The 17,201-nt window shown below is 41.8% G+C and carries 18 protein-coding genes and 1 riboswitch; of the genes, 9 read left to right on the top strand and 9 right to left on the bottom strand.

What is annotated here, in order from left to right; translation table 11 throughout:
• Window positions 1-76 precede the first annotated feature (76 nt).
• Window positions 77-288, top strand: a riboswitch (cobalamin riboswitch).
• A gap of 113 nt (window positions 289-401) precedes the next feature.
• The 3 genes from BM386_RS19315 to BM386_RS19325 all read left to right on the top strand — a co-directional run bounded on the left by BM386_RS19315 (window position 402) and on the right by BM386_RS19325 (window position 4,627).
• Complete coding sequence (locus BM386_RS19315; RefSeq protein WP_091697259.1) at window positions 402-2,261, top strand: TonB-dependent receptor; 1,860 nt, start codon at window positions 402-404, stop codon at window positions 2,259-2,261.
• The gene (locus BM386_RS19320) at window positions 2,258-3,307 is read left to right on the top strand and encodes a YncE family protein (protein ID WP_091697261.1); all 1,050 of its coding nucleotides are present in this window, start codon (window positions 2,258-2,260) and stop codon (window positions 3,305-3,307) included. Before BM386_RS19315 ends, BM386_RS19320 begins: the two co-directional genes overlap by 4 nt.
• Before the next feature lie 201 nt (window positions 3,308-3,508).
• Window positions 3,509-4,627 carry an ATP-binding protein gene (locus BM386_RS19325; RefSeq protein ID WP_091697263.1) on the top strand — a complete coding sequence of 373 codons (1,119 nt, stop codon included), beginning with the start codon at window positions 3,509-3,511 and terminating at the stop codon, window positions 4,625-4,627.
• A gap of 1 nt (window position 4,628) precedes the next feature.
• On the opposite strand, the gene BM386_RS19330 is transcribed toward BM386_RS19325, so the two are convergent.
• The 3 genes from BM386_RS19330 to BM386_RS19340 are packed head-to-tail and all read right to left on the bottom strand — an operon-like array spanning window position 4,629 to window position 6,780.
• Window positions 4,629-5,378, bottom strand: a complete 750-nt coding sequence (locus tag BM386_RS19330; RefSeq protein ID WP_091697265.1) for a DUF3298 and DUF4163 domain-containing protein — start codon at window positions 5,376-5,378, stop codon at window positions 4,629-4,631.
• Window positions 5,375-6,376: a methylmalonyl Co-A mutase-associated GTPase MeaB gene (gene meaB, locus BM386_RS19335; protein WP_091697267.1), complete on the bottom strand. Its 1,002-nt coding sequence runs from the start codon at window positions 6,374-6,376 to the stop codon at window positions 5,375-5,377. The genes BM386_RS19330 and meaB overlap by 4 nt, the downstream gene beginning before the upstream one ends.
• Window positions 6,373-6,780 carry a hypothetical protein gene (locus BM386_RS19340; protein WP_139235951.1) on the bottom strand — a complete coding sequence of 136 codons (408 nt, stop codon included), beginning with the start codon at window positions 6,778-6,780 and terminating at the stop codon, window positions 6,373-6,375. Before BM386_RS19340 ends, meaB begins: the two co-directional genes overlap by 4 nt.
• 52 nt (window positions 6,781-6,832) lie before the next feature.
• Between BM386_RS19340 and BM386_RS19345 the strand changes: the two genes are divergently transcribed.
• The 3 genes from BM386_RS19345 (at window position 6,833) to BM386_RS19355 (ending at window position 8,620) form a co-directional block, all read left to right on the top strand.
• Complete coding sequence (locus BM386_RS19345) at window positions 6,833-7,366, top strand: CopD family protein (RefSeq protein WP_091697270.1); 534 nt, start codon at window positions 6,833-6,835, stop codon at window positions 7,364-7,366.
• Window positions 7,367-7,532: 166 nt separating this feature from the next.
• Window positions 7,533-8,183 (top strand): SCO family protein, encoded by a 651-nt coding sequence (locus BM386_RS19350; protein WP_091697617.1) that lies wholly within the window; start codon window positions 7,533-7,535, stop codon window positions 8,181-8,183.
• Complete coding sequence (locus tag BM386_RS19355) at window positions 8,180-8,620, top strand: c-type cytochrome (RefSeq protein WP_091697272.1); 441 nt, start codon at window positions 8,180-8,182, stop codon at window positions 8,618-8,620. The genes BM386_RS19350 and BM386_RS19355 overlap by 4 nt, the downstream gene beginning before the upstream one ends.
• Here BM386_RS19355 and BM386_RS19360 read toward each other — a convergent pair whose 3' ends face one another.
• Window positions 8,621-9,040, bottom strand: coding sequence for a hypothetical protein (locus BM386_RS19360; RefSeq protein WP_091697274.1), 420 nt, complete (start codon window positions 9,038-9,040; stop codon window positions 8,621-8,623).
• A 128-nt stretch (window positions 9,041-9,168) separates the two neighbouring features.
• On the opposite strand from BM386_RS19360, the gene BM386_RS19365 reads away from it, so the two are divergent.
• Entirely contained in the window at window positions 9,169-9,990 is an 822-nt protein-coding gene (locus tag BM386_RS19365; protein WP_091697276.1) for an aminotransferase class IV, read from the top strand.
• 72 nt (window positions 9,991-10,062) lie between these two features.
• Here BM386_RS19365 and BM386_RS19370 read toward each other — a convergent pair whose 3' ends face one another.
• From BM386_RS19370 to BM386_RS19385, 4 genes are all read right to left on the bottom strand, one after another.
• On the bottom strand, window positions 10,063-10,464 hold the full coding sequence (locus BM386_RS19370) for a hypothetical protein (RefSeq protein ID WP_091697618.1): 402 nt from the start codon (window positions 10,462-10,464) through the stop codon (window positions 10,063-10,065).
• A 66-nt stretch (window positions 10,465-10,530) separates the two neighbouring features.
• Entirely contained in the window at window positions 10,531-11,793 is a 1,263-nt protein-coding gene (locus tag BM386_RS19375; RefSeq protein WP_091697277.1) for an ABC transporter permease, read from the bottom strand.
• The gene (locus tag BM386_RS19380) at window positions 11,790-12,422 is read right to left on the bottom strand and encodes an ABC transporter ATP-binding protein (protein ID WP_091697279.1); all 633 of its coding nucleotides are present in this window, start codon (window positions 12,420-12,422) and stop codon (window positions 11,790-11,792) included. The genes BM386_RS19375 and BM386_RS19380 overlap by 4 nt, the downstream gene beginning before the upstream one ends.
• 2 nt (window positions 12,423-12,424) lie before the next feature.
• Window positions 12,425-13,600, bottom strand: coding sequence for a hybrid sensor histidine kinase/response regulator (locus tag BM386_RS19385; RefSeq protein WP_091697281.1), 1,176 nt, complete (start codon window positions 13,598-13,600; stop codon window positions 12,425-12,427).
• A gap of 284 nt (window positions 13,601-13,884) precedes the next feature.
• Here BM386_RS19385 and sucD point away from each other — a divergent pair, with 284 nt between their 5' ends.
• Window positions 13,885-14,766, top strand: a complete 882-nt coding sequence (sucD, locus tag BM386_RS19390; RefSeq protein WP_091697283.1) for a succinate--CoA ligase subunit alpha — start codon at window positions 13,885-13,887, stop codon at window positions 14,764-14,766.
• A gap of 138 nt (window positions 14,767-14,904) precedes the next feature.
• On the opposite strand, the gene BM386_RS19395 is transcribed toward sucD, so the two are convergent.
• Complete coding sequence (locus BM386_RS19395) at window positions 14,905-15,345, bottom strand: hypothetical protein (RefSeq protein WP_091697284.1); 441 nt, start codon at window positions 15,343-15,345, stop codon at window positions 14,905-14,907.
• A 137-nt stretch (window positions 15,346-15,482) separates the two neighbouring features.
• Here BM386_RS19395 and BM386_RS19400 point away from each other — a divergent pair, with 137 nt between their 5' ends.
• Complete coding sequence (locus BM386_RS19400) at window positions 15,483-17,114, top strand: ABC-F family ATP-binding cassette domain-containing protein (RefSeq protein ID WP_091697286.1); 1,632 nt, start codon at window positions 15,483-15,485, stop codon at window positions 17,112-17,114.
• Window positions 17,115-17,201 lie beyond the last annotated feature (87 nt).

Here is a 17,201-nt window from a genome sequence, read left to right on the forward strand (position 1 = left end):
CCCAAAATAAGCTCGGGTTTTCGCCACTTCCAAAATTTGTCTCTAAACAGATTTTTTTTCTAAGCTTTCCCGATCTACTTTTGCAGCCGAAATAGGTTCCCAATCTCGCAACTGAGCTCTTGGGATTAAAAGGGAATTTGGTGTAAAACCAAAGCTGTCCCCGCAACTGTAAACCGAGCGGATTTTTCCGCAGATTTGTCAACCATGCCATTGTTCCGAAACCAATTCGGGATGAGAAGGCGGCAAATTTAGGTAAGCCAGGAGACCTGCCCGTTTCTTTTGATTCTGTGCTTTCGGAGGAAAAGCGACGAAGAACGTACCCGAGCCGCATTTCGCGGTTCCGATTCCTTCTTCCCCTTTCTCTTCAAGCCCGAATCGGATTTAAACTAATTCGATCAGGCATGACTTTGCTCTTGTGGGTTTACTCTTTTGTGGGCTTTAGCCCGATCAGTCAGGATACGATTCCTCTGGCTGAGGTGGAAGTCTATGCGCCGGCTTTGGATCGATTTGCCCAAGGGCAAAAAGTTATCAGCTGGTCAAAAAAGGATTTGCAGGACTTCCAGGGAAGATCTCTTGGAGATATTTTGCAAGAGCAATCGCCGGTTTTCGTGAGGCAATACGGAGCAGGAATGATCGCCTCCCCATCTTTTCGCGGTACTTCGGCAGGTCATACGGCGGTTTTTTGGAATGGCTTACCCATCAACAGTCCCTCACTCGGGCAAAGTGACTTGTCTATTTTACCTGTTTCCGCCATAGACCAAGTGAGTTTGCAGTTCGGCAATGCAGGAGCGCTTTTCGGAAATGAAGCCATCGGAGGATCTGTTCATTTGGGTACTGAAAGCGAATTCGGCAAAGGGTTTCATGCTGGAATCAGCCAGCAGATCGGAAGTTTTGGATTGTTTAATTCTTCAGCTTATGCTGGGTTTTCTACCTCTAACTTCAGCAGCAAAACGAAAATCTACAGGGAGTTTGCAAAGAATAACTTTCCCTACAAAGACTTGGGACAATTTGGTACACCGGAAGTAAAAGAAGATCATGCGCAATTTGAGCAGATCGGGATCGTGCAAGATCTGGCTTGGAATCTGAACGACAACAACCAATTGAAAACAGCTTTCTGGTGGAATAAAACCAACCGGGAAGTTCAACCTGTCATCGGCTCAAACACGGAAGATGAACAGGAAGATCAAGCTTTTCGGGCAGTAATTGACTACTTCCATTTTGAGGAAAAATCGATCTGGAACCTGAAAACGGGTTTTGTAAGAAATGAGCAACTGTTCAATTCGAGTCAAAACAACAGCACTCAATATTTCCTTGCTGGTGATTGGGATCAGGAGATTTCCACCAAATGGACTTCAAAACTTGGAGCCAGATATACGCTGACCAAAGGTGATCTCAGCACATATCAAGCTGAGGATAATCGAATTGAGTTGTATCAAAGCACAAACTTCTCTCCCTCTGAAAAGCTCTCATTTGCATTAAACCTTAGGCAATTGGTTTACGATGGCACTTTTGCTCCCTTCACTCCCAACCTTGGAATGGATTGGAGCTTTTGGAACAGAAACTCTCAGTCCTTGCAACTTAAAACTTCCCTCGGAAAAGGCTTCAAAGTCCCAACATTGAATGATCGTTTCTGGAATCCAGGCGGTAATCCAGAGTTGCTTCCTGAAGAAAGCCTAAGCGGAGAAATTGCCCTGACTTGGAATAAAACAGGAAATCTCAACTGGAAGCAAAGCTTGACTTACTACAAAATGTCCGTGGATAATTGGATCATTTGGCTGCCAAAAGGAAGTTTCTGGACTCCGGAAAACATCAAGAAAGTCAGTAACCAAGGTGTAGAATATCAGGGAAATTTAGATGGAAAGTTTGGAATGTGGAACTGGGAGTTAACCACTTCCTACACGTTCTCCAAGGCCATCACCTCGGAAGCCGTGGATGAAAATGACCAATCGGTAGGCAAGCAATTGCCTTACTCTCCACAGCATCAGGCTAACGCCAAAATCAGAGTAGAGATACAGGACTTTTCGGCCTTTGCGAGCACATTTTACGTGGGCGAACGATCAGTCACGGCGGATAACCCGCGCCTGATACCTTCTTATCAGCTATACAATTTGGGACTTGGCTACAGCGGTCTTCAACTTGGCGAAATCCGTTTTCCACTCAGTTTTCAAATCAACAATATTCTCGACACCGACTACCAAGTGCTCTATCTACGAGCCATGCCAGGAAGATCTTTTCAATTTAACTTATCCATACTATTATGAACTTAAAACAATTTCTCTGGGCTTCAGCCTTGATTTCTATCTCTTTTGCCTGCTCCGACAGTGGAGATGAAAAGCCATTGGGCAAGTACGAATCCGGCATTTTGATCATGAATGAAGGAAACTTCGGGACAAATGATGGAGAAGTCTATCACTTAAACCCAAATACTCAGGAGCTTCTTCCAAATATTTTTGAAGCAGAAAATGCACGCCCATTTGCAGGTTTATTGGAAGACATGGTCCTTGAAGCTGACAGATTGTATTTGGTAGCAAATACCGGCAAGGTAGAAATCGTTAACCCAGGGGATTTCAAAAGTTCAGGTGCTGTGGTAGCCGATCTGGACCAGCCGAGATCTCTGGCTGTAAATGGAAGCAAACTTTTTATCAGTGATTATGGCCCTTATGACGATAATTACGGAACTCCAGATTCCTATATAGCAGTGGTAAATGGTCTTGACGGTGGAGTAGTTTCTAAGAAAATCGAAGTTTCAAACAAACCTGAAGACCTTTTCGCTCATGGCAATTACATCATTGTAGCTGGTTCTGAAGAAAACAAAATCGAAATTATCGATGCCACTCAGGAAGCTGTAGTTACGACCCTTGACCTGGAAGCTTCACCTCGGCAGTTCTATGCTGAAGACGGGGTTCTTTGGGTATATGCAGTGGCAGCCGATGAGGTGATTTTCTATACTGTAAATCTGAGCAGCCTAACTCTAGGCACTTCTTACACTGTACCGGTGGCAAACGCTACCAGCAGAATTGCATTCGATGGAGACGATGAAATGTATGTTTTGACCAGCTCAGGCTGGCCGGATTACAATGATGCCGTGGTGAGTATTGACATAGAAGGAAACGCTGCGACTGTTACGGAATTAATGACAGGATCAGGGTTCTATGGCATTGGCTTCGACGACGAGCGGGATCAGATTTACGTCTCTAATTCAAATGGCTTCCAAGGCAACGGTACTGTGACAGTTCTTTCTGAAAGTGGTTCTGTGATCAAAACTTTTGAGGCAGGTAGAGGGCCATCCGGGTTCTTGGTTTATTAGGTTTTACTACTTCATTATTCTGCATTCGATATTGGATATTCAACATTAAAAAGCCGTTGGGATTGGTTTCTCATCGGCTTTTTTGGTTTGAAAGTTGATTTCCATAATTTCAAATCCATAAAACGACGGATTTTTGTGGATCGTATTCCATAAAAGGACGGATTTTTGTGGATTAAACTCCATAAAAGTCTATATTTGGGTATGAAGTTTAATAGGATTCATTTTCAAAACCTTTCTGATCAGCTACAAAACAGGAAGGTCATATTGCTGATAGGACCTCGGCAAGTTGGGAAAACTACGCTTATCTATGATTTGCTAGCTGGAAAAAACTATCTATTCCTCGATGGTGATGACCCTACCACAAGGAGGTTGCTGGACACTCCGAATACAATGCAAATCAAATCAATTGTCGGCGACTACAAGTACGTATTCATCGATGAAGCCCAACGCATCGAGAATATTGGAATCACAGCGAAAATAATCCACGATCAAATGCCAGAAGTGCATTTAATTCTAAGCGGATCCTCTTCATTCGAACTATCAGGATTGACTCAGGAGCCGCTTACTGGCAGGAAAGTTACATTTCATCTCTATCCCATCAGCTGGAAGGAATTCGAGCAAACAACAGGATATGTAGCGGCGGAGCAGGACTTACCAAACCGCCTAGTTTATGGATTTTACCCAGAAATCATCACCAATATAAGTGACCAAGAAACACTTTTGTATGAACTCACAGAGAGCTATCTCTATAAAGATGTGCTTGCTTTGGGAGTCATCAAAAAGCAGGATGTGATTTATCGACTTCTGCAACTTTTGGCCTTTCAGATGGGTAGTGAGGTTTCCTACAATGAGCTTTCCAGATCTCTACAAGTGGATGTCAAAACTGTCATTAGTTACATTGATCTGCTCGAGCAAGCGTACGTGATTTATAGATTAGGAACTTTCAGCCGTAATCTGCGAAAGGAAATAAAGATGAATAAAAAAATCTATTTCTACGATAACGGAGTCCGGAATGCACTAATCAAAAACCTTCAACCACTTGCCTTAAGAAATGATATTGGAGCGCTTTGGGAAAATTTCCTAATGGCTGAAAGGCTAAAGTATTTAGAATATTCTGGCACAAAAGTGAACAGCTATTTTTGGCGCACAAAAAATCAACAGGAGTTGGATTATCTGGAAGAAAAAAACGGGAAATTGAATGCTTATGAATTCAAATGGAATCCTAACGCGAAATTTTCAATTCCATCCGCCTTCGAAGAAACATACAGCTCTGAGTACAAATTGATCCACAGAGAAAATTTCAGGGAATTTATCTTGTAGTTTACTGCCTTACTAAATCATTGACTTCCTGTATTGGAAAAACCAGCTCTGTATATCCCATAGCATACGGACCAATCTCATACGGAATGTAAGTCAGATGCAAAGTATCACCCTCATATCCTATAGCATTTGGAAGAAAGAAACCCGATTCAGGTAAGAAGAACCTACCATCATCTTTAAGTTCTACACCTTCCTCCACATCATGATATTTTCTGAAAGCAGCTTCAGCCAATTCCAGCATTTCACCCTGATCCAAAACCACTCGATCCACACTTAAATACTCGCCAGTCTGCTTATCGAAATTCATATAATAAACACTGGAATTTGGATGAGCTCCCCCAGAGAAATCGTATCCGCTGAATTTAAAACTCAAAGTACTGTCTGATTCGTAGCTTTTCTCAACCTTAACTTCTATCGCCCAACCTCCAGGGGCATCAGGGAAATCAATTTTAAACTCCTCGTAGGAATCCAAATAATCATTCGCAGCAGAATCAAGGTTATCATAGGTTTTATCCTGTTGAAAGTAAGCAAGTAATTGACGACCTATTTCTTCATTAATTGTAGAAGCCGCCGGTACATTTTCAGCGATTGGCCAACTCAATTCAACCTTGGCACAATTGTCATCAATACACCTTTCGGAAGTAAAGGTTTTTGTACTGAAACTAATATCCTCCGCTATTTGCTCTTCAACTTCCGCTGGTTTGCTACAAGCTACACATAGGAATACAGATATAATTAGCAGGTATTTCATTTATGATTTTGGTTGGATTGAAAAAAAGTAGTGATCAAATCTCTCGCCAAAGACAAAGGGCTGAGCTCTCCATTTTCAACTCGTGTTCGATTTTTGGTGAGCATCTTCTTCACTTGCGGATGGTCCAAAAAGAATTTACCAAGTAAGAATTGTAGATTTTCATCCAGCCAACTCAGTCTTTGCTTAGCTCGGTTTGACTCCCAAAAACCAGACCGCTGAGTTTGGTCTTTATACTTTTGGATCATTTCCCAAGTATTGCTCAACCCGTCTTTAGTCAAGGAAGAGGCTATCAATACGGGAGCAGACCATTTATTGTCTCCCAATGGAAAAAGATGAAGTGCATTTTCATAGGATGACTTCGCCCTTTTGGCATTGGCCAGATTATCTCCGTCAGACTTGTGGATGACGACCCCATCTGCCATTTCCATTATTCCTTTTTTGATTCCCTGCAGCTCATCGCCTGCACCAGCTAGCATCAGCAAAAGAAAGAAATCCACCATGCTCTTCACAGCTGTTTCAGATTGTCCCACTCCCACCGTTTCGATCAAAATCACATCAAAACCAGCCGCTTCGCAAAGTAACATTGCTTCTCTTGTTTTGGAACTCACGCCACCTAAGGTACTTCCCGTTGGACTTGGGCGGATAAAAGCGCGCTTATTTCCGGCGAGCTTTTCCATCCGTGTTTTATCGCCAAGAATACTTCCTTTGCTTTTTTGACTGGAAGGATCTACTGCTAAAACGGCTACTGATTTCCCAGAATCAACGAGCATCTGTCCAAAAGATTCAATAAATGTGCTTTTCCCAACTCCAGGAACACCTGTGATCCCAATTCTGATGGACTTTCCGGTATGAGGCAAAATCTCCTGAACCAAATCTGAAGCCAAGGCCAAGTCACTTTCCAGCGAACTTTCAGCCAAAGTAATGGCTTGGCTGAGCTTTGTTCTATCGCCTGAAAGAACTCCTATTTTGTATTCCTGAAGCGTGAAGCGTTTTCTCATTTTGGGTAACCATCAGTAAAACTCACATCGCCCATAGGACTCTTTTGGTAAGTAGCGATCACATAAGGTTGCAATCCTTGGGTGAAATAAGGGTCTGTTGGAGAAAGTTTGATTTCCTGATCTATCTCATTTTTGAAAAAGAAAACTACAGTCCTACCATACTTTGTATGAGGCATTGACTCCCCGTATTCTCGCATCCATTCCTTAGAATTGTCCAGTGCTTTTACAGCATATACTCTTACGACTGGACCTGTGTTATTCTCATTTCTATAGCTGGACAATTCCTTGTATTTGCCTTCGAAGCGTTCTATTCCTGGTTGCGTAAGCGAATCCATGGAAATATAAACTACAAGACCCATCACAATCAGAGCGATAATCCAGAAAATGATTTTAGAGCTTTTCAAAAATTCGTGCGGTTATAAAGATTAGGCCTTAATTTAGCCGAAAATTCCGAGAATGACTTTCGAGTACCTCAAAGCACTTCACATCATTTTTGTAGTCACCTGGTTTGCAGGACTATTTTATATCGTTCGATTATTCATTTATCAGACTGAGGCAATGGAGCGTCCAGAATCTGAGGGAAAAATCCTCAAACCTCAGCTTGACCTCATGGCTTCCCGGCTATGGTATATCATCACCTGGCCCTCTGCTGTGCTCACTTTGATCTTTGGGACTTTAGTTTTGACCTATCGCATGGAGTTTTTGCAGTTGCCTTTTATGCATGCTAAACTCGGTTTCGTATTCCTTCTATATTGCTACCATGGCTGGTGCCACAAACTATTCAAAGAACTGCAAGCTGGCCGAACTAGATGGACTTCCACACAGTTGAGGATATGGAATGAGGCTTCTACCCTTCTTCTCTTCGCCATCGTGTTCCTGATTGTATTGAAAAGCACCTTGAGCATGGTTTGGGGATTGGCAGGTTTGATTACACTTGGAGTCACGCTGATGCTTGCAATTCGCCTTTACAAAAAATTTAGAAATAAATAATATGGTTATCCGCAATGATGCAGGCATCCATGTTTTCGTTGATTTGGCAGATGGAAGACCGAAGACGGGTGACCGAAGTAGCCTCATCGCCAGTAATTGCCAGAAACTTACTGCTTTTATCACCCGATTGGTAAAACAGCTTAATTACCTAATAAATTGTATTAATATGAAAACGAGGTTTTCTATTCTTTCTTTACTCCTGATTCCAATTCTATTTTCTCAATGCAAACCTGCGGGAGAAAATAATACGACTCTTCCAAAACTTGGAAATTGGCATGTGGATGAAAAAACTGTGGATGGAAAAGTAGTCCAGGATACAGTTTACCATAAAATTGCTGATTTCTCCTTTACAAACCAGGATGGAGAAACTATCGATAATGCTTCGGTCAACGGCAAAGTTTATGTCGCAGACTTCTTTTTCACAACTTGCCCCACCATCTGTCCTATCATGAAAAAAGAGATGATTCGGGTTTATGAGAAATTTGGTAACAACCCCAACTTCAAAATCCTGAGTCACACGATCGACCCAAAACATGACACAGAGGAAGTACTGAAAGATTACGCTCAAAAACTGGGAATAGAGAATGCCAAAACATGGAATTTCTTGACAGGAGAAGCTGAGAAAATCTACGAGATCGGTCAAACCAGCTACATGACCACGGCTATGGAAGATCAAAACGAAGCGGGCGGTTTTTTACACTCTGGCGCTTTCCTCCTTATCGATCAAAAAGGCCACATTCGTGGTGTTTATGACGGAACCAAATCAGATCAAGTAGATCAGTTGATTAAGGATATTCCAAAGATTTTGGGAGAATGAAAAAGTATCTAGTCATTTTACTCTTTGCTGTAGCATGTAGCCCAAAAGGTTCAAATGATGAAAACACGCTCTCGCAGATAGAAGACCCTGAAGTGATGAAATATGCCGTAGAGGGAAAAACTATCTACGAAAATCACTGTGGCAATTGCCATCAAAACGACGGATTGGGACTGGGAAAACTAATACCTCCGATTAAAGATTCGGATTATTTCCAAGAAAGCGTACACCGCACGGTTTGGATAATAAAACATGGGCAGGAAGGAGAAATCACAGTAAATGGCCAAATCTATAATCAACCCATGCCCGCCAGCCCGCAACTGACTCCACTGGAAATCTCTCAGATCAGCACCTACCTCTACAACATCTGGGGAATGAAAGCAGGAAAAATCACTTCAAATGATGTGGAAAAATATCTGCAAAAAAAGCCTGAGTTCTGATCACTTGAGAAGGTCATCAGCTTTCGCCAATGCTTCTTTCATTTCTTCATTAACTTCAGATACAAGCACCATCTGCTCATCCAGATATTTCTTTAATTCCTCAGGAGATTGGTCACCATCTTTAGGCTCATATTGACGCATCCAGGCAAACATAGCTTCATGAGCATGATTAAGATCGTAGGCGAGTGCCTTAAATTCCTGAATCTTAGTTGAATCTGTAGGGGTTTGATCTGCGAGCTCATCTACTTTTTCAAGAGCCTGCCGCTCTAGCGATTTCAGTTTGCCCATTTCAGGCATCACCTCGTCATGTACTGCAATGACCTCTTCTCTAAGGAGTTCATTCTCACTTGGTCCCTTAGGGCCACAGGCGTTGATAACAAAAAATGAGGATAAAATCAAAAATAGAATTGTACGCTTCATAATTACTTAGTTTTTATGCCGCAAAGTTACTATTTAATCTACAAATAGTAGTAAAAACATTGATGTTTATAGAGGGTGATTTATTCGGCTATTGCTATTATTTTTAGGTGCTCTTAAACTGAAACACCATGAAACCATTTTGCTTTGCCGATGGGCAAATTATATCTTCCGAAAAAGCCACCATTCATCCTATGGACTTAGGTCTTATTCGAGGATATGGGATTTTTGATTTTTTCCGAACTGTTAATTTCAAACCACTTTTCCTTGAGAGTTATCTCGATAGATTTTTGGCTTCTGCGGAAAGAACTTTCCTGCCCTTGGACTATTCCCGGGCAGAACTGAAAGCCATTGTTCATGAGCTTATTGAAAAAAACCACCTCAAAGAAGGAGGAATCCGCATGGTTTTGAGTGGTGGGGTATCTCCAAATCACTTTTCCCCAGCCAAGGGAAAACTTTTCATTTTTGCAGAATCCTTGATTTTCCCGGCTCAGGAGAAATACGACAAGGGGATCAAGTTGCTTTCTCTGGAGTACGTTAGACCAATTGCCGAAATCAAAACTACGAATTACGCTTATCCGGTTTGGGACAGCATACGCTGGAAAGATGCCGGAGCTGAAGATGTGCTTTATCACCTCAATGGCCACCTAAGTGAAAGCTCAAGGAGTAATTTCTTCATTGTAAAGGATGGAGTCATCAGCACGCCAGACACTCATGTACTCATGGGAATTACCCGAAAGAACGTCATCGAATTAGCTGGAAAGGTACAAATCAGGCCAATCAGCATGCAGGAGGCCTTAAATGCTGATGAGGCATTTATTACCAGCACCACCAAAGTCCTACTTCCAGTAACTCAAATTGATGATCATGAAATCGGAACTGGAAAACCAGGACCTGTTTCGCTAGGACTTTTGGAAAAATTCAGAGAGTTGGAAAAGGAAATTTGTTTCTAGAATAGAAATGAATTCGGAAGGTTGGATGCTTAACCTAAGGTTTGTGAACTCTGGGCTTAAAACCCTTCTCCATTAATTCACCAACGTAGCATTTTTCATGATATACATAAGCTTCTCGGGATCCTTGCTATTCAAAGTTAGGGTCCCACGAACGCGAACTCTATTTGAAGTGTATTTGATAGGTGAAGCCATATCCACTTCCATGACAGTTTCAGGCCCTCCCGAACCACAAAAAAAGCACTCTGCCAGCGGTAAGCTGGAAAGTATGATGTGCTCTGGTTTGAACATTCCTTCAAACGGAATAATGTAGCCATCAGCCTCCACTACTTTGCCTTCCATTTTAGTGATGTTTTCGGAGAAAACTGGAACGTATAACTCTCCATATTCATCTTCAGAGATTTTATAAGTGACCTCAGAGAGATTTTTCCAGACATTGGTACTTTGTGCCAAAAGGGAACCTTGTACCAAGGTCATCACTAGAATTGCCAAAAAGGCTATTTTTAACTTATTCATATATCCGGGTTTTAATTCAGCCGCTAGTTAAGCCTTTGTTAATTGCTTTGCAATACTTGTTTGATAAGCTGCAAAAGCCGGGATAATAGAAGCCAAAACTCCAACCGTTAACGCATAAACTACTATCCAAAGTTCTTGTCTTAGGAAAATCCATGGCTGAAGAGCCCCTACAACTCCCTGCTCATTCTGAGAAATAATCACCGAAAGAAAAGTGTGACCGAGTAAAATTCCGAGAATTGCCCCCATAAAGGTCAGCATGACTCCTTCCAGAAAAATCAAAAACAAAAGCTGGATCCTTGAGGCTCCTATTGCTCGCAGTATCGCCAAATCGTACTTTCTTTCCTTCAGTGAATTATAGAGCGCTATGAAAATCCCCAAACCTGAAATACCGATAATCACCACAGCAAGACCCTGCAACAAGGTAATTCCTACACCTAACAATTCGAAAAGTCTAGCCATTTCGAAGGATGGTGAAGCTGCTTGCATAGAAGTACCGGAATTGATCTGCCGAGGTAGCTGAATAGCTGCCATGGGGTTTCTGTATTGAATCAAAAGCGTGGTCAACGCTCTGGATTCAGTTGTTTTAGGAAAACCTTTGATGGCAATATCTTTTGAAAAATCGATGTTGTGATGCTCCGTATGATTTTCTGTAGAATCCGAATTCTCAGGTTCCTCTGCGTCATGCGTGTACCAAATAGATTCCACACTTGTAAGGATCAGCCGATCTAGTACATTTCCCGTTGGCTTTAAGATGCCCGCTACTTTGAATTGATTAGCGTCATGCTCATGGCTTCCTACGCTGATCCCATGACTGCCCAAGAATTCATCTCCTACTTTATACCCAGATTTCTCTGCCACTTCTGCACCCAATACCACTTCAAATGGTTTTCGCCAAAGGGCTCCGCTTTCAAGGGTAGCTTCGTACAGTGCAGGATAATCGTGATTAGTGCCTACAATTCTAAAACCTTGGTAATTGTCTCCCAAAGCCATAGGAATAATATTTTTCACCAAGCGGTTTCTTGAAAGCTTTTGGGCTTCCTCCATTGGAATATTCCCTGTAGGAAAATCGATATGATACACCCCCGCAAGAATCAACTGCAGCGGACTCCCCTTTGCCCCAACTACCAGATCAATCCCAGCTGCATCCTGATTCATCTTCTTCTCAAATTGATCTTGGATAAGCAAAAGCACAGTAATAATAGCCAACCCTAAAGCCAACAACAATACATTCAGACTGGTCGAAAGCGGCCTGAATGTCAAATATTTCCAACTCAGTTTAACTAAATTCATACTGATTTTACTTCTACAAAATTTGGAATATGTGCTTTTACTCGTTGATCGTGAGTGACGATGATCAGTGCCGCACCGATCTTAGCAGCTTGAGTCTTGAGCAGTTTGACTACTTTTTCAGCATTCTCATCATCCAAGCTAGAAGTAGGCTCATCGGCCAGAATTAATTTGGGACTAGTTGCAAGTGCTCTGGCTATGGACACACGCTGCGCTTCACCTTCGCTAAGTGTTAAAACGGACGATTTTGCTTTACCCGCCAACCCTAACTCGCCTAGAAGTTCTTCAATATTTTGACCTTTCTTTCTACTGAAAAAATGAGCCATTTGAAGGTTTTCCTTCACATTGAGCGCGGCTAAAAGGTGTGGTTTTTGAAAAACGATGCCGATTTCTTTCCCGCGAAACAAGTCCAACTCCTGCCCATTCAAAGCTGCTAAATTCTTACCTGCTAACTTTATTTCTCCAGCCTCAGGTTTGAGTAAGCCCGCAAGCAAATTTAACAAGGTGGTTTTGCCAGAACCTGATTTCCCTAGGACCAAAAGGCTTTCTCCTGCATCCAGCCCAATATCAGGAAAAATCAATTTTGCTTGTCCTGAATGGGTATATTCTATTTTTTGAGATTCAAAAAGCATAGTTACTTAACGGGGATTTCTACTTTAAAAGTTGTGCCGTTTTTGGTATCGCTTTCGAAACTGATCTCTCCCTTCAAGACATCGATACATTTTTTGACAATAGACAGTCCCAATCCTGAGCCCTCTACAATCCCCACATTTTTTGCCCGGAAAAAACGGTCAAACAACTGGCCTTGTTCTGCTACTGGAATACCAATTCCCTTGTCAGTTACGACACCTATCAATTTACTATCCACATATTCCAGCTTGAAAACTACTTCCTGTCCGTCCTTGGAATATTTCACACTATTAGAAAGTAGATTTTCGAAAATCTGATACAATAGCTCGCTATCCGATGTAATTACCTTGGGTAGGTTCACCAACTCGGTCTTAATTTTCACATCATTCTCTTTGCTGGCGCTGACAGTATCCAGCACCTCCTTCACAAAAGCACCCAAAAACATCTTCTTGGGCTTGAACTCTATTTTATCCGCATCTGCTTTTCCAAAGAACAATACGCTTGTCAGCAAATTATTCAGTGCTCTGACAGAATTTTCAATTTTGAACGAATGTTTTGAGATCTTAGCCTTGAATGGATGATCCTTCTCCGCGTAAATCTGGAGCAATTGCGCGGAGCTCAGGATAGAAGTAAGGGGAGTTTTGAAGCCATGAGAAACGTTCAACACAATCCTGGATTTCAATTCATTGATTTCCCGTTCTTTTTCCAGAGCTTTTGTCAGCTCTCTATTGGCATTATATAGCTCTTCGGTACGCTGTTTTACCTTTTCTTCCAGCTCATTATTGAGCTTTTGCAGTTCTTTTTCCTTACGATCCTTATAGATCGCCAATTCAATCACCATGTTCAGCTCGCGGATGTTGAATGGCTTGATCACATAGGCACTTGGATTAGTACCCACCACCTTATTAAGTGTCTCAGCATCAGAGCTTGCACTCAGATACACCACTGGGACATCATAAATTTCATTGATAATTTCGGTGGTTTTGATACCATCTAGCTCCCCTGCCAAATTGATATCCATCATCACCATATCTGCATGATTTTCAGATAGAATATCCAAAGCTTTTTCCCCTGAATCCGCTATACCGAGTATTTCATGTCTGTTTTTCTCAAGTGCCCGCTGAAGTAAAAGTGCTGAAACCGGATCGTCCTCAACGATGAGAATTTTTAGGGTAAACATAGGTGATGGTGGAAGTGATAACTCTATTTTGAATCGAAAATATAAAAAATATGCTTCTAGCAAGTAGAAATAGAACAATTGCTTTAGAAAACACCCTTTCCTGCATCGACTTCTCCTAGAACTTCTTTCAACTAATCAGGGCTTAATTGCTATCTGGTCTGACCGCCCATCCCCTTTACGTAGGCTTTCTCAAAGAATCTCCAAATTCCCAGCATATTGTCACCCTTTTCTTTTGTGGGTGGTGGGTTTATTATATTTTTGTGCCAAACTATAGAAATCGCATCATGAGTGTACTAGTAAATAAAAATTCCAAGGTAATCGTACAAGGATTCACCGGGTCTGAGGGTTCTTTTCACGCACAGCAAATGATCGAATACGGTACTAACGTAGTCGGCGGTGTTACTCCTGGTAAAGGAGGCTCGACTCATTTGGAGAAGCCTGTATTCAATTCTGTAGAAGAAGCTGTACAAAAAACTGGTGCAGACACTTCCATCATTTTCGTACCACCGGCTTTTGCTGCGGATGCGATCATGGAAGCTGCAGATGCAGGTATCAAAGTAATCATCGCTATCACAGAAGGAATTCCTGTTGCTGATATGATGAAAGCTAAGCCATATATCATAGAAAGAGGCGCTACACTTATTGGTCCTAACTGTCCGGGTGTAATCACTCCGGGAGAAGCAAAAGTTGGCATCATGCCAGGTTTCGTCTTCAAAACAGGTAGAATCGGTATCGTATCCAAGTCTGGAACCTTGACTTACGAAGCTGCTGATCAAGTAGCCAAAGCTGGTCTAGGTGTATCTACTGCCATCGGTATCGGCGGAGATCCTATCATCGGAACTTCTACCAAGCAAGCAGTACAGTTGCTAATGGAAGATCCTGAGACTGACGCGATCGTGATGATCGGTGAAATTGGAGGAAACTACGAAGCTGAGGCAGCGAAGTGGATCAAAGAAAACGGCAACAAGAAGCCTGTAGTAGGATTCATCGCCGGACAAACTGCTCCTGCTGGACGTAGAATGGGTCACGCGGGTGCGATTATCGGAGGCGCTGACGATACCGCTGCTGCAAAAATGAGAATCATGAGAGAAAATGGAATTCACGTGGTAGATTCTCCGGCGGAGATCGGAGCTACCATGGCTAAGGCTTTGGGTGTGAATGCATAAATAACTGTCAGGTGTCCGATGTTGGATGCCCGGTGTTAAAAAAACCGCTTCGATTAAGTTCGGAGCGGTTTTTTCTTTTTTAGTAGCTAGATGTAAGACTCAAGTATCAAGATTGTAGTATTAAACACACATTAGCTTTTAGTTTAATTTTCTCTGAAAATCACTTCTACTTCTAGCAATTTGACCGTCTGGAAAAATAAACCTCATTGATATTTCATTAGTAGATTTTTTCTCAATCAAATAAGGATAAGGTTCTACTTTTCCTGTCTTAAAAACATAAAGCGTATCTCCCTTAATAAGCCAACGCCCTTTGAGATGAACTAGCTTTTCTTCTCTTTGATTTACATCTGACCAAAAAACAGAGTCTTTAGTAAACCTATAATATGCACTATCCAAAACCAGTTTATTTAATCGATTTACCTTTTCTTGCTGATCCTCAATTAGGTTTTTATAGCTTTCTGACAAAACTAGATTCTCCAAAGCTTGTGATTTAGTGATCTTCCATGAACCCAACAGGTATTCTGGATCAATGTTGAGTAAACTAAAAAGTATAACTATTAGATATATGAGTTTCAGCATAAAAATGAAGTTGAATATTTTTAAATCACTAGTTAATCTATGAAATTAAAGTTAGAATGACAATTACCTAATCTCAAATTTTGAATTAAAAATTTCAAATCCTAAACCTTACCTTTGCCGCTTCAATTCCGATACTTATGATTTCAGTAGATAATGTCGCCGTTATTCACAGCGGTTCCACCCTTTTCAGCAATGTTTCCTTTGCCATCAACGAAACCGACAAGATTGCCTTGATGGGGAAAAACGGTGCTGGAAAATCGACACTTTTGAAGATCATTGCTGGAGAGACCAAGCCGAGTTTAGGTTCTGTTTCTGCTCCTAAGGATTTTGTGGTGGCTTATCTGCCTCAGCATTTGTTGACTTCAGATGATTGCTCGGTGATGGAAGAGACTTCCAAGGCTTTCGCCAGCTACTTGAACATGAAGACGGAAATCGAGCGAATCAATGAGGAATTGACTGTAAGAACTGACTACGAATCCGATGAATATTACAAGCTGATCGAGCAGGTTTCGGAGTTAAGTGAAAAATTCTATGCAATTGAGGAAGTCAATTACGAGGCTGAAGTGGAGAAAGTGTTGCTAGGTCTTGGTTTCGAAAGAACTGATTTAACACGTTCTACCTCAGAATTTTCCGGTGGATGGAGAATGCGAATTGAATTGGCAAAAATTCTTTTGCAAAAGCCTGATTTGATACTTTTGGATGAGCCTACTAACCACTTAGATATTGAATCCATTCAGTGGCTGGAGGATTTTCTTTTGAATAAAGCGAAAGCGGTAGTGGTGATTTCCCACGATAGAGCTTTTGTAGACAATATTACTACCCGAACTATCGAGGTGACAATGGGTCGCATTTACGATTACAAAGCTAAATACAGCCATTACCTAGAACTAAGAAAAGAGCGTCGCGAACAGCAGCAAAAGCAATACGAAGAGCAGCAAGCAACGATTGCAGACATTCAAGGATTCATCGACCGCTTCAAGGGTACTTATTCTAAGACACTTCAGGTACAATCACGGGTAAAAATGTTGGAGAAAATGGAAATCATCGAAGTGGATGAGGTGGATAGCTCTGCCTTAAAGCTTCGCTTCCCGCCTTCTCCAAGATCAGGAAACTACCCTGTGATCGTGGAAGACATGAGCAAAAGTTATGATGAGCATGTGGTTTTCAAAAATGCGTCTATGACTATCGAGCGCGGCCAGAAGGTTTCATTTGTTGGTAAAAACGGGGAAGGTAAATCTACCATGATCAAGGCAATTATGGGCGAGATCGACTTCGAAGGCAAATGTGAGTTGGGTCATAACTCTATGATTGGCTATTTCGCCCAAAACCAAGCTTCCTTGCTGGATGAGAGTTTGACAATTTTTGAAACGATCGACTACATAGCAGTTGGAGAGATCCGAACTAAAGTAAAAGACATTCTAGGTGCCTTTATGTTCCAAGGCGATGCCATCAACAAGAAAGTAAAAGTGCTTTCAGGTGGTGAGAAGACACGATTGGCGATGATCAAGCTTTTGCTTGAGCCGGTGAACTTGCTGATTCTCGATGAGCCTACCAATCACTTAGACATGAAAACCAAAGACATCATCAAAGACGCTTTGAAGGCGTTTGATGGGACTTTGATTATCGTTTCTCACGATAGAGACTTTTTGGATGGCTTAGTCACTAAAGTCTTTGAGTTTGGAAACAAGCGGGTGAAAGAGCACTTTGAGGATATCAATGGATTCCTTAGAAATAAGAAGATTGAGAATTTGAAGGAAGTGGAGAGGTAGTGGGATGTTGGATGCCTGGACGCCGTGGCGGCTCGGATGTCGGATGTCGGATGTCGGATGTCGGATGTCGGATGTCGGATGTCGGAT

Source organism: Algoriphagus locisalis (genome assembly GCF_900116615.1).
GTDB classification, from domain to species: Bacteria; Bacteroidota; Bacteroidia; order Cytophagales; family Cyclobacteriaceae; genus Algoriphagus; species Algoriphagus locisalis.